Source organism: Pararhizobium antarcticum (assembly GCF_001885585.1).
Lineage (GTDB): Bacteria > Pseudomonadota > Alphaproteobacteria > Rhizobiales > Rhizobiaceae > Pararhizobium > Pararhizobium antarcticum.
In genome coordinates this window covers 24,159-37,612 of record NZ_LSRP01000046.1, presented here as the reverse complement: position 1 = coordinate 37,612, position 13,454 = coordinate 24,159, and the positions used below count along the sequence as shown (strand labels likewise).

At 57.2% G+C, this 13,454-nt stretch carries 8 protein-coding genes, 1 tRNA gene and 1 pseudogene; 4 read left to right on the top strand and 6 right to left on the bottom strand.

Annotation, left to right across the window (positions count from 1 at the left end; genetic code table 11):
• A complete protein-coding gene (locus tag AX760_RS04475) occupies positions 1 to 804 on the bottom strand; it encodes an AAA family ATPase (RefSeq protein ID WP_083531064.1) in 804 nt (267 codons plus the stop codon).
• The gene (locus AX760_RS04470) at positions 804 to 2,825 is read right to left on the bottom strand and encodes a helix-turn-helix domain-containing protein (protein ID WP_071831788.1); all 2,022 of its coding nucleotides are present in this window, start codon (positions 2,823 to 2,825) and stop codon (positions 804 to 806) included. The genes AX760_RS04475 and AX760_RS04470 overlap by 1 nt, the downstream gene beginning before the upstream one ends.
• A 315-nt stretch (positions 2,826 to 3,140) precedes the next feature.
• Between AX760_RS04470 and AX760_RS04465 the strand changes: the two genes are divergently transcribed.
• Positions 3,141 to 3,731, top strand: a complete 591-nt coding sequence (locus AX760_RS04465; protein WP_071831787.1) for a helix-turn-helix domain-containing protein — start codon at positions 3,141 to 3,143, stop codon at positions 3,729 to 3,731.
• A gap of 330 nt (positions 3,732 to 4,061) precedes the next feature.
• Positions 4,062 to 4,799, top strand: coding sequence for a transcriptional repressor LexA (gene lexA / locus AX760_RS04460; protein WP_071831786.1), 738 nt, complete (start codon positions 4,062 to 4,064; stop codon positions 4,797 to 4,799).
• A 64-nt stretch (positions 4,800 to 4,863) separates the two neighbouring features.
• Here lexA and AX760_RS04455 read toward each other — a convergent pair whose 3' ends face one another.
• Positions 4,864 to 5,118 carry a hypothetical protein gene (locus tag AX760_RS04455; protein ID WP_071831785.1) on the bottom strand — a complete coding sequence of 85 codons (255 nt, stop codon included), beginning with the start codon at positions 5,116 to 5,118 and terminating at the stop codon, positions 4,864 to 4,866.
• Between the two features lie 200 nt (positions 5,119 to 5,318).
• Positions 5,319 to 7,154 carry a diguanylate cyclase gene (locus AX760_RS04450; protein WP_245294928.1) on the bottom strand — a complete coding sequence of 612 codons (1,836 nt, stop codon included), beginning with the start codon at positions 7,152 to 7,154 and terminating at the stop codon, positions 5,319 to 5,321.
• 618 nt (positions 7,155 to 7,772) lie between these two features.
• Here AX760_RS04450 and AX760_RS04445 point away from each other — a divergent pair.
• Positions 7,773 to 9,329: a putative bifunctional diguanylate cyclase/phosphodiesterase gene (locus tag AX760_RS04445; protein WP_071831783.1), complete on the top strand. Its 1,557-nt coding sequence runs from the start codon at positions 7,773 to 7,775 to the stop codon at positions 9,327 to 9,329.
• Between the two features lie 57 nt (positions 9,330 to 9,386).
• On the opposite strand, the gene AX760_RS04440 is transcribed toward AX760_RS04445, so the two are convergent.
• Positions 9,387 to 11,435, bottom strand: coding sequence for a hybrid sensor histidine kinase/response regulator (locus AX760_RS04440; RefSeq protein WP_071831858.1), 2,049 nt, complete (start codon positions 11,433 to 11,435; stop codon positions 9,387 to 9,389).
• Positions 11,428 to 12,920 (bottom strand): annotated as a pseudogene (locus AX760_RS04435) (ATPase domain-containing protein). The gene AX760_RS04440 and the pseudogene AX760_RS04435 overlap by 8 nt, the downstream one beginning before the upstream one ends.
• Before the next feature lie 317 nt (positions 12,921 to 13,237).
• Here AX760_RS04435 and AX760_RS04430 point away from each other — a divergent pair.
• A tRNA-Cys gene (locus AX760_RS04430) sits at positions 13,238 to 13,311 on the top strand.
• The last annotated feature ends 143 nt before the right edge of the window (positions 13,312 to 13,454 follow it).

The window sequence follows — 13,454 nt, the reverse complement described above, 5'->3', positions numbered from 1 at the left end:
TCAGGCGTCTTCGGGGTTCAGTAGCTTCATGGCTCCAGTCCTTGCGGTCAGGGTGCTGAGAGCGTTCTGCAGATGGATAAGGCGAATGCCGACGGCATGGCCGGTCTCTGGTCCGCTCATGCGGCGAGCCGTTTCAAGCAGTTGCACGAGGTCACGAAAGTTGGTGCGAGTGCCGTAGGCCGATAGAGCCGCGTAAGCATCCTTGCCCTCGACGTTGAACGCCGCGCCGATCAACTCGCAATCGCAAATGCTTGGGCCAGGAAGATGCCGCTGCATCCCTATCCGGCTTTCGATCTGCGCCCATGTTGCTGCGTCACGACGGGTAGTTGCCAAACGCTCCGCATTTCCGGCGATTACGAGACCAAGGCTGCATTTCTCCTGAACCCGTAAAAGCTCACGGAGGGCTGTTGCTTCAAGGGTCTGAACTTCATCGACAACCAGAAAGTGCGGTACGTCAACGAAGCAGCCAGCCTCGCTGCAATAGCGATTGATTGGCATGAAGCACCGATAAACGTCGTCCGAAAGGTCAGATATGTACTTGTGGTCATCTGCAATTCCGAGCGTGCCGAGCAGCATTTGAAACATGCCTTTCGTTGATCGGCTTTGCGCGGAAACCTCGCAGTAACCGCCACCCATATCTTGTGCGATATGCCAGAGAGCCGAGCTTTTTCCGGTGCCAGGTCGACCGATCAGGTGCACCGGAAAGCCCATATCGAGGCTGAATTTCGAGGCCATGCGGGCGATCTTGACCGTATCGGTCTCAACGATCCTCGCGGGAATGTTGGCCGGGCGTTTCTGTCTCATTAACGTTTGCCTCCGATGGCGAAGATTTCGTTTAGCTTAGCGATAGCGTCATTGTTGGCGTTCCGAAGCTCATCATCCTGATGTTGCCGGGAAGTTTTGCTGACCGGCACGGGCGGCAAGGCCAGCCTGCCCGATCCGACCCGATTGACGGAAATCATCGCGTCTGGCTGGTTAGGTACTACCGGCGCTGCATTCCGGCCGAACGCGATCAGTTCCGCACCGACATCGACATCGGCGACAGACCGGTCCATCTCGCGCAATTTCGACTTCCGCACCTTGTCGCGCCGAGCGCTTTCCTGTGCACCACGCGGGTCGAGAACGTGATATTCCCGATCCGCGACAGCGACCCCAATGGTGTTGCCGTTTGCGTCTGTGACGAGCAGTTCGCCAAAGCTATGGAACTTCGGAATATGCACCAAGACGGTGCGGCCAAAGTATTCCAGCAAGCCATCGCATGTCCAACGCATGCCCTTGACGCTGAAGCCGTGCTTTTCGACAACGCGCGTTTCCGGCTGAGTGAATACCGTTAGCAAGTCATGCGGGTTGAGAAGAGTAGCCTTCCATCCAGCATCGACATATGCTTTGAATGTGAGTGCGGGTGATTTACCCTTTAGACCGCCCTTCTGCGGGATGTTTTCGTAGGCTGTGAGAAGGCCGAAAACTTCCTCGCAGACGGCGTCAAATCCTTCCGCATATGGCTTGTGTAGTTTGCCAAGCTGCGGTCGTTTCGGGTTTATAGCATCGTCGTCACGCCAGCCTTGAATGTGGCGGAAATACTGCTGGTTCATCTGGCGAAACCAGCCTTCGACGTGCTTTGCAGCGGCGTTGTAGGCTTTTGCCCGCAATACGCGTCCCAGACCTTCGCGGCCCTCGTATGGGACAACGGTGCTGCCGAGCTTGAGAGCGTCCTCAAGCATGTCGGCAAAGCGGTATTCGGAGCCGTTGTCGGCATAAAGGTACTGCGGCATACCGAACGCCGCATGCTCGCACATGTTCACGAAAGCCTGAATGACATCGGCGTTGCGTACACCACCTCTTTCATCAAACTGGATGATTTCGCAGAATACGCGGGCCGTTGCGATATCATAGAATGCAAGCAGCTTGGCAGTGGAATAGGTGCCGTCGTCGCGACCGACATGAACGTTGATGTGGTGCACGTCCATGACGACGATTTCCATCGGCTGCAAGCCCGCGATAGTGCGTTGGATACGCGGCTTGTTGTCCTCGCTGGCTTTCCGGTCGAACCGGTGCCGATAAACCGCCTTGAACCCGGCTTCAGCCTCAACGAAGCTACGAGGGATGACAAAAACACTGTCATCCATTGATGCAATCGGAGCCAGGTCTTTGTGCGCTATCGTCAGCCGCTTGAGCTCTTGTCCTGCGAGGATGAGCAGGATTTTTAGGGTCGTGCCCATTTTGATCTTGGCGCGAACGAATTGTTTCATGCTCTCTTCGACCGCGTCTTTTGTCGCGTCGTTAAAGCCAACAGAGTTGCACCATGCGCGGCTGATGATGACCTTCTTTTCGCCCTTGTCGCTTCGAACCCTTTGCGCAAGGCCGTGGATACCTTCACACTCATAGGTTTTGATCCAGTCGTACAGCGTGGTGCGTGTCAGCTTTCGCTGGTGCCCGGTCCAGTCCAGGCGCGTTGCGCCGTGTAGCCGCTCGATCTCGATTTTCCGGTCGCCGCTGCCCTTTGGATGCGACAGCGCTGCCTTGATGACCTCATGCTTCCATGCACGCTCGAACTGCGCATCGCTGCCGAAACGAAGGCTCGAAACGGCTTCATCAGCGATTTGAATAGCCTTTAAACGGTCTTGGATGTCGACTGGAAGGCTGGAAACCTTGATCTGATATTGAATGCCAGAGCGACCACCGCGACCATGTGCTGTTCGGATTTCGAGAACATGTCCGCGCCACGCCTCGGCTCTGCCATCAACAATACTTTTTATCGATTTTTCAATGGCTTGACGAGAAACTGACGCTAGATTTGCAAGTGAACGAACGTCAATATAGTTCATATGGCGCTCGGGGAATTTGCGGTTTCGGCTGCCGATTCAGTGAGCCCTGCCGCGACGGCGGTCGTCTGCCTTAGCGCGTATGCCTTCGGGCCATTCCTTTCAAATTTCAGACATTTCTCAACGTACTGACGGGTGAGACCTTGCGTGGTGCACCAAGAGTTTAAAGTGGTGCCGGACCGTACGAAACCCGACCTCACCTCATTATAGAAGGCGCTCTTTACCGAAGGCGAAGACATCGATATAAATTCCCATATGGGTGAGTGTTGAACCCAATATGCACTCATATGAGCGTTTACACAAGAGGCGAGCACCCTAATGAGTGATTTTGCAAGCAGGCTGCGCTTTGCCGTGACCAATTATGCAGAGGGATCAATCACTTATAAGTCTTTCGCTAGCCTGATAGATATGCCTTACAGGACCTTGCAGAACTATCTGAGTGGGGACAGGTCGCCAAATATAGAAGCTCTTCAAAAGTTTCATAAGAATGGAATAAATATCAACTGGCTGGTGACAGGCGAAGGTACCCCTTACTTAAACTCTGAACTAGATCGAAATATTACTGATAAACTGTTTCTCGTTTTCTCAAATGATTTCCTTGAATACGCTTTCTCCGAAAAAAGCCTATTCGAACGAGAAGACAAATATCGTCTGCTTTCATTTGTAATGGCCAATAATTATCTCGGTATCGGTCAACTGATACATCAACTGTTGGATGACCATGGGCTACACGCGACTTTACTTGAACTCGAACGTGACCTAGCCAACGGCGAACTTCGCGGGCTTTTCGATCCTGTACCGAAAAATAGTAGAGAGCTATGGAAAGCTACTCAAGAGCTCAAAGCTGACAGACTGAGCAAGGCCATAGCCCCATTCCCGATATCGCCCAATGACGAGGTTGGCGAATAGGTTGGCCAATCGACAGGAAAGCCCTATCTGGCCTTTGCGAGGTTGGCCAATATATGGTTGGATATCAACAGCTTGGCATTTATGCTGGAACACATGTTATCGTCGTACCCAATCAATGGATAGAGTCGCCTCTTTTCTGCTGAATAATGTAACAATATCAGTATCAAATAGGTGATTTCATTCCGGAATAGCTATGTTTTTTGCCAACCTCAAATTCCGGATTAGCTTTTGCGCCTCCAAAACACCACCGTCCTTTAGGCACTTGCAGAACACATATGGAACAGATAGTGTTCGTTCTTGATTTGTTTCATGACTCTGGAGTGTGTCGCCATGCTGACCCGTAAGCAACAGGAACTGCTTCTGTTCATTCATGAACGGATGAAAGAATCCGGCGTGCCGCCGTCCTTCGACGAAATGAAGGATGCGCTCGATCTTGCGTCAAAGTCCGGCATTCATCGGCTGATCACGGCTCTGGAAGAGCGAGGCTTCATTCGCCGTCTGCCCAACAGAGCCCGCGCGCTCGAAGTCATCAAATTGCCGGAGGCCTATTCTCTCAGCCTGCAGCCCAAGCGCGGTTTTTCCCCAAGCGTCATTCAGGGCAGCCTTGGCCAGACAGGGCCCGGCAAGACTGCAGCGTCAGCCACCGGTGGCAAGTCGACGTCTTCAGGCAATGGCGAGACCAATTCGGTGTCCGTGCCGATGATGGGGCGGATCGCGGCCGGTGTTCCCATTTCAGCCATCCAGAACAACACCCACGATATTTCGGTGCCGATGGAAATGATCGGATCCGGCGATCACTATGCGCTTGAGGTCAAGGGCGACTCGATGATCGAAGCCGGTATCCTGGATGGCGATACGGTGATCATAAAAAATACCAGCAGCGCCAATCCAGGTGAAATCGTGGTGGCGCTGGTGGATGATGAAGAAGCCACGTTGAAGCGCTTCCGCCGCAAGGGCGCTTCTATTGCGCTCGAGGCCGCGAACCCGGCCTATGAAACACGGATCTTTGGCCCCGACCGTGTTAAAATACAGGGCAAGCTGGTCGGCTTGATCAGGCGCTATCACTAGCCGGAGACAGTTTTTGGCAGGACACGCTTCTTGCCAAGGCAGGTTTCCGCAACGCACCTCCTGGCTACAGGCTTGCAAGCCTTCCGAGCAGTGTATTCAGCTCGATTGACAGCGGAATGTTGGTCTCGAACACCGCTCGAAGCCCGGCCTGATCCTTCAGGTCGGATTGGTACCACGCGATGAGACCGGCAGCCACCTGTCTTGCCTCTTCGCCCGCGATGTCGACGCCGTTTTCCTCGCACCACGCCTCCAGAAATCGGCGCAGCATGTCGAGGTCCGATGACGAGAGAGCCGTTTGCGAGAGTATCGATATCGGCATTGGCCCCTTCTCTCTGTTCGGTCACAGCAAGTGGTGCTGAATCAGACGTCATCTACGTCTTGGATGTCCCTGCCCAAGACAGGCTGGTAATCAACCTACGCGCTTGAACTTGTTCCGGGCTTTTGCCGTTGCCGCAGAATCGACCTCTGTTCTGAAAACCACGCTAAGTCGGAAATGTTCCATGCGCAGGTGTCGGCGGCTCATGCCGACCGTTTACCGTCCGACGATATCGACGGCAGAAAGGCGTCAGGATCGACGGACCGGACACAATCACGTCCGGCAGCCTTTGCTGCATACAATGCCTCGTCTGCCGACCGGAGCAAAATCTTGGTTTCGCAAGCCCCGCCGCAACCAGCAGCCGCAGTGCCGATGCTGACGGTAACGATGCCTTTTTCACTGCCTTTATGCACAATCTCCAGTCTGCGGACCTGCGCGCACAGAAAATTTGCAACAGACGCCGCCTGGTCGGCGCCGCAACCCGGTATGATGACCGCGATCTCCTCGCCGCCATATCTGGCGACAACACTGTCTGGATAGTCTTTCATGGACGCGGCAATGCAGTCGGAGACCGTCTTCAGACAGGCGTCGCCTGCCGGATGGCCATAGGTGTCGTTAAAGGCCTTGAACTTGTCGACATCAATCATCAACAGTCCCGGGCCGGGCGTGCCCACGGCCATGCGCGAAACATGACTTGCCAGATGCACATCGAACGACCGACGATTGAGCAAGCCCGTAAGACCGTCCGTGTGGGCCATGATCTCCAATCGTTCATTCAACGTTCGAAGTTCTGCCTCGGCTCGTTTTGCCAGTGTAATGTCGGAAAACACGACGAGGCTGCCGCCGTCCTCCATTGCGCGTGTTCGGGCTTCGATCCAGCGACCATCTGCGAGGCGAATCTGGTTGTCTCCGGACAGAAGGAAGACGTCGGCGGCCTGGTCGATCACATCATCGATTTTACCGGCGAATGGCATATCTTCACCGCGTTCGATCGCCGTCCGCAGGATTGTTCGCAGGGATGTCCCCGCAACCCGGATGTCGGCCGTGAGCGGAAACATTTCGGCATAGCGGCTGTTGCTGAAAACTTGGCGCCCCTCTGCATCAAACATGGCCAAACCGTCGGCCATGCTATCAAGCGCATTGTTGAGATGCTGCTGCGTGCGCGACAACTCGTTCTCGAGCCGCTTCCGATCCGTGATCTCGCGATTGTGGGTGATGAGGCCGATCACGGCGCCGTCGTCATCGGTGAACGGCGCCTTCAGAGTGGAGAGCCATGCGTCCGTGCCGTCGGAGCGCGTGAAGCGTTGCTCGATCGTGGCCGGATGTCCTTCGCTCAACACTTTTGCTTCGTCCGCCCTGAAGATGGCCGCGGCTTCGGGCTGGTAGAAATCGAAGTCGGTTTTTCCAATGAGATCGGCCGATCGTGTCGCCCCCATCAGATCGGCGGTGGCCGGATTGGCGGCAATGAAACGTCCCTCGAGATCCTTCGCATTCAGACAATCCGGAAGTGCTTCGATGATCGCACGGTAGATGCGGTTGAGGTTGGTTGCCTCCTGGCGCTTGAGTTCCAGCGACAGCGCGAGGCTTGATACGACGGCAGATACGAAAAGCAGCAAGGCGAAAGGCGCGACGACGGTCGGCATCACCACGTGCCAGCTCTCAAGCGGAACCATCACGAAAAAGCCGGCCGTACCGCTGAATACAACAGCGAGAGCAACAACGACGATCGCCTTTCCGTCAGGAATACCACGGATGTATCTCTGGGCGATCAATCCGCTCGCAGTTGCCATAACAATCAGCGGTATGGCCACCCAGGAACCTGTGCCGCCGCTGGTGACGCGCCAGACAATCGCCGCGACGAACGGGCTGATGGCCGCGACTGGACCGCCGAAAAGCCCGGCTATGGCAAGAAACGTGTAACGAAGGTCAAGAAGAACACCCGTGTGAAACCGAAACGGCAGCGACATAGCGCAGAGCGTGCCGATCGCCATGATGAGACCAAACAGGGCCGAAACGTAGCGCGGCAAATAGCGGGTCACATGACGATTTCCGAATGTCCACAAGGATGTTGAGATCGCAACAATCGCAAGGTTGGCCAGCAATTCGTTCCAGGGGAGCATGCGTCTTCGCCTTAGGCTTTCGATGTCAGTGCCGTAACTATACCTCCTTCCTCTGAATGAGTGGTTGACGCCTTTAGCCTTTTCTCCCTGTCAAAGGTGTCGCAAGCCGGTCAATTCTGTTCGACTGTGGAAGGAAGCCGCGTTCCGCTTGTCGAAACCGGATTGTAAAACCCGTTATAGATCAAAAGTAGCGCGACGCAGAAAAATGCGACGAGAATGAAAAGTAAAACCTTCTGGCCTGTCATGTGTGTATCCTTTTCAGCGAAACCCGCCCGCCAGCCGATGGTTCCAGCAGTCTTGACAGAGGCTCTGCAAGCCTTGGTCCGCGTCTTCCGAAAACGATTTCGGCAATTTTAACCTTCATGTCCCAAGATGAAACCTGAAGGTTGCAGAAAACCGCACCACACAGGCCGCCGAGCGGCGTTGAGCGATACTGTCGCGTGAGTATTTCAAGCCGCCAAAAGTGGCAAAACCGGTTGCAAAGCGCGCTTCAAACCGATTTGGAAGCGGTTGAATACGATATTTAGGAGGTTGGGAGTGCCGGCATTTTTTGAAACTCGAGCTGGTCGACAGCTGCTCGCAGTCCTCGCTGGCGCGCTGGCTCTGTGGGGGCTGCTTTACGCTTTTCGGGTCAATGTGATGACGACGTTCCGCGCCTATTCGAGTGACCGGATCGATGCGATCTTCCTCGCCATCATCATCGCCGGATTCGCAAGTTTTCTCTATTCGATGTTGCGCATTGTCGATCTGCGCAAGGAAATGCAGCGGCAGCAGGAACAGGGGCGCCGCGCGTTGTGGACGGCGACGCATGATCACCTGACACGCCTTCCGAACCGGTATGCCTTCGAGCGATTTGAAACTGTCTCGGATCCCTTCGCCGAAGACGCGGAGCATGCGCCGATGGCCACCATCTTCTCCATCGATCTTGATGGATTCAAGAAGGTCAACGATCTCCTGGGTCACCAGGGCGGCGATCTGCTGCTGCAGGAAGTGGCCAAGCGGCTATCGGCATTCAGCGCGGAAAACTGCGTGTTTCGCTTTGGTGGCGACGAATTCATCGTCATTGCACGCGACCTCCTGCCCTCAAGGGACGCACGGTTTGCAGAACTGATCGTCCACTCCCTGACGCGTCCGATCAAGATCGACGCGCTCTGGTGCCAGGTCGGCGCCAGCATTGGCTATGCCCGGTGGCCCGAGCATGGCGCCGGCATCAAGGATGTCTGCCATAAATCGGATGTCGCCCTCTATGAGGCCAAGGCGCTCGGCGCAAATACGGCGCTTTTGTTTCGCGAAGAGATGCAGTTGAAGGTCTCGGAACGTGCAAAGCTCGAAGAACGCTTGCGGGCGGCCATCGAAACAGGCCAGATCCGCCCCTTTTACCAGCCGCTTGTCGATCTGCGAACCGGTGATGTTTGCGGCTTTGAAGCTCTGGCGCGCTGGACGCTGGATGACGGTACCAGTATCTCGCCACAGGTGTTCATCGCCATCGCGGAAGAGACCGGCCTGATCACGCCGCTGTTCCAGCAATTGCTGCGGCAAGCCTGCAGCGATGCCAAGCAATGGCCCCACCATGTCTGCCTGTCCTTCAACGTATCGGCAGTGCAGATGGAGGATCGCCTGCTTGCCACCCGCCTGTTGGAGATCGTCGAGGAGGCGGGTTTTGCACCGCAGCGTCTGGAGATCGAGATCACCGAAAATGCGCTGATCAAGGATCCGACGCTTGCAGCCGCAATCATCGACGACCTGCATGCGGCCGGCATCCTCGTCGCGCTGGACGATTTCGGCACCGGATATTCAAGCCTGTCCCAACTCGCGCGCTATGCGTTCGACAAGATCAAGATCGACCAGAGTTTTGTCCGCTCGCTCGGCCAGGGCGGTAGCCGGCACGACAAAATCGTTCAAGCCCTGCTCAATCTGAGCCGCGGGCTCGAGGTCAAGACAACGGTCGAGGGCATCGAAGAGCATCACCAGTTGGCGTATTTCCTCAACGAAGGCTGCGATATCGGACAGGGCTATCTGTTCGGCAAGGCGATGCCCTTCGAGGAGACACTGCCCTTCCTTGAGCACCGGCTTGCCACGCTTAAAATGGCCTGACTTCACACTTTGAGATTTGGACGACTGGCTCTGGTCCAGCGCGCGGCAGAGCTCTCGTCAGTGCCGGGCCGAAACGACTTTCGTGATCTCCGCCTCAAGCTGGGCCTGGCTATAGGGCTTTGAAAGTCGCGGCAGGTCGATGCCGGCGCCCGGCGGAAGGTCGGCATAGCCGGAAGCGATCATGATCGGCAGTTGCGGCAACAGGGCTCTGGCTGCGCGGGCAAGCTCCGCGCCCGTCATGCCGGGCATGGAATAGTCGGTAATCACCAGATCGAACTCCTCGCCTTTCTCCAGCAATTCCAGGGCAGCCATGCCCGAATTTGCTTCGGTGACCAGATGCCCGAGATCCTCCAGCATGTCGACGGAGCTCATGGCGATCAGCGCATCGTCATCCACCATCAGGATGCGCAAGGGCGCCTGCTCGCCGGTTCCGCTGTTCGGCGCGACCGTTACGCCCTGCTCTGCCTGACGCAAGGTCGATGGCAGCCACAACTCTGCCTTCGTGCCTTCGCCCACAGTGCTCGTCAATTTCAGGCCACCATTCAACTGCACGGCCAGCCCGTGGATCATGGAAAGACCAAGCCCGGTCCCCTTTCCCACTTCCTTTGTCGAGAAAAACGGATCGATTGCCTTCGAAAGTGTCTGCTTGCTCATGCCGTGACCGGTGTCTTCCACGGAGAGAACGACATAACCACCTGCGGCAAGATCCTTCTGGGTCAGCGCCAGGGTTTCGTGTCTGAGCGATACGGAGACAGCGCCACCATCGGGCATGGCATCGCGGGCATTGACGGCAAGATTGAGCAGCGCCAGTTCGACCTGGTTGCCGTCCACCAGCGTCAGCGGCAGGGTATCCGGAAGCGCCATTGCCACGCGAACGTTCGGACCGACGGACCGTGCAAGCAGGTCGCTCATGCCGGCGACCAGTGTTTTGAGGTCGACGGGTTCGACCTTGAGATCCTGCCTGCGCGCAAAGGCCAGGAGGCGCTGAGTCAGCGAAGCGCCTCGTTTTGCACCCTGCATGGCGCCCTCCACGAGCCGCAGGGTTTTGGGGTCGCCGGCGCAATGCTTGGCCAGCAGCTCCAGGTTCCCGAGCACGGCCATCAGCAGGTTGTTGAAATCATGGGCAACGCCGCCGGTCAGCTGGCCGATGGCTTCCATTTTCTGCGACTGGCGCAGCTGCTCTTCGGCACGCTCCCTCTGGGCGACCTGATCGACAAGCGTGGCGTTCGAAGCCTTGAGTTCCGCGGTTCTCAGGGCGACCCGCTCCTCCAGAGTATCGTTCAGCCGCTTCAGTTCCTCCTCCCATAGCTTTCGGGTGGTGATGTCGGAGGAGACGCCGACAAGCTTCTCGACCATCGTATTTCGCTGCCGGTAGAGCTGGGCGCGAATGTCCACCCAGTGGACGGTGCGATCCGGCCAGACGATACGATATTCGATCGCGTAGTCCCTGCCCGTTTCGAGTGTATGGCGCACCGCCATCTGCATGCGGTCCAGGTCGTCAGGGTGCACGGCGCCAAGCAGGGCGTCATAGCCGAAGGGCTCGCTGGCCCTGCGGCCAAAAATCGATTTGCAGGTATCGGATGCCGTCAGGCTCATCCGCGCGATATCCAGTTCCCATGCGCCGAGATGCCCCGCCTGCAGGGCGGTCTGGAGACGTCCCTCACCTTCGCGCAACGTATCCAGCAGCGACCGGGCTTCCAGCTGCCGCAAGCGTCCCCTCAACGCCGAGCGGGCCACACTGATGAACGTCGTTGCATGGAACGGCCGCTCGATGAACGTGACATTGCCGAGAATTTCCGACAGTCTAGCTGCACTGGGATTGCGCTCGGCATCGCCGCCGCGGCGGGTCAGCACGACAAATGGCAGATCCGACCATGCCGGTTGTTCTGCAACCCAGTCGGCCAGTGCCTTCAGGTTGCTCGATCTGATCGTCTCCTCGGTGACTACGGCAAGGGCAGTCCCGTCGTCCAGCGCTGCTGCAAACGCGACAATGTTGGCGACTGCGCGCGATTGTATGCCGGTCTCGGACAAAAGGCTGGTCGCGATCTCGGCGTCCCGCCCGTCCGGCGTGAAGATGATGGCGATGGGGTTGACGGAACTAGGAATTGGTTTCGCCCCCCGTGGCCGGCGTGCGGTGGTGCCCCGAGCCGACGAATGTCGGAACGCCCCGCAAAACGCCCTGAAATTCGGAGAGCGGTTCACCGAGCTCAAGCCCACGCTCGGTGATCTTGTATTCGCGAATCGTATCCTCGTGTCGGCCCGTGCGCTTCTTGATCACCGAAACGGCCCTGCGGACATTGCCTGCCGCTTCGAAATAGCGGAGCAGGACGACGGTGTCGGCGAGATAAGTGACGTCGACGGGTGATTTCATATCGCCGACGAGACCATGCTGGGCCACGGTCAGAAACGTGTTGACGCCTTGGCGGTTGAGATACTGCAGCAATTCGTGCATGTGCAGGATCAGCGCGTTCTCCTCCGGCATCGATGCCTGATAGCCGTTGATGCTGTCGATGATGACGGTCTGTGCGCCGGCACTGCTGACCAGGTTGCGAATTCGCCGGGAGACAGTTCGGCTGCATCGAGTTGCTCAATGTGAAGATGTCCGGACGCACTCAGGGCTTCCAGGTCAATGCCGATCCCCTTCATGCGGCCGAACAGCAGCCCGAGTTCCTCGTCGAAAACGAACACGGCGACCTTTTCACCCCTGCCTGCGGCCGCCGCCGCAAATTGAAGCGCAAACGTGCTCTTGCCTGTGCCGGCCGGCCCGATCAGTAGCGTACTGGAGCCGCGCTCGAGCCCACCGCCCAGCAACTTGTCGAGACTGTCGACTCCGCTGGTCAGACGCTCGCGCACGAAGCTGGTGCGATGCTCGCTCGCCACGAGCCGTGGAAACACCAGAACGCCACCGGTCTTGATCGAAAAATCATGATACCCGCCCCGAAAAGACTGACCGCGGTACTTGATGACCCGCAGTCTCCGCCGTTCCGAGCCATAATTCGGGGCGAGTTCGTCAAGATGGACGACGCCATGCACGACGCTGTGCACGGTCTTGTCACGAACATCGGCCGTCAGGTCATCGAGCAGAAGAACGGTGGATCCCTGACGGGCAAAATAATGCTTCAGTGCCAGGATCTGCCGGCGATAACGCAGCGAACTTTGGGCGAGCAGCCGAATTTCGGACAGGCTGTCGAGAACGATCCGATCCGGCTTGAAGCGATCGACGGCGTCGAGGATGATGCGCGTCGTTTCACCCAGTTCAAGGTCGGACGAATAGAGCAGACTTTGCTGCTGGTTGGGATCGAGCAGGCTTTCGGGCGGCGCCAGCTCGAACACCTCGATATTGTCTGTCAGCGTGAAGCCATGGGACAGAGCCCCGTCCCGAAGCTCGGACGCGGTTTCCGACAGGGTGATGTAGAGGCAGCGTTCGCCAAGCTTTGCCCCTTCGATCAGAAACTGCAGCGCGATCGTCGTCTTGCCCGTGCCGGGGTTCCCTTCAAGAAGAAAGACATGCCCACGGGACAAGCCGCCCAAAAGAATGTCGTCGAGCCCCAAGACCCCTGTCCTCGCGTGAACGTTTGGTCCTGCGATCATCCAAAACTCCTCGTCTTCAACAGTTTCGAGAACTAGGTCCGAGCGTCGGGAAGTCAACGCCGTCGTTGCCGGCGGTCAGCCGGCAGCCGATGCCAGCAGCCACTGTCCAACCTCTGCGCGCGTTCCAGCGATGGTCGATCGGCGCCCACCCTGCGGAGCGGAACGGAGCCCCGCAGACACATCTGTCGGTCGCGTCATCGGGGCGATGGCGAGCCTTCATCAGGACGAAAAAAGGGCCTCATTCAGAATGAGAGGTCTTGCGCTGGGCCTGGATTCGGTCTAAACGCCCGGCACCGCTGCACTATCCAGCGTGTTGAGGCCTCGTGGCGGAGTGGTGACGCAGAGGACTGCAAATCCTTGCACCCCGGTTCAATTCCGGGCGAGGCCTCCAATATTTTCCCACAGAGATCCAGCATTTGAGTGGTGGTCACGGGCGGCTTGAAAAGCTGCAGTGACACTGACCATGTCGTCTTGCCATCAATGGTTTTCGCCACCTGTATTGCCCTCTCAAGGGGAAACCGGGAGCAAACGCAC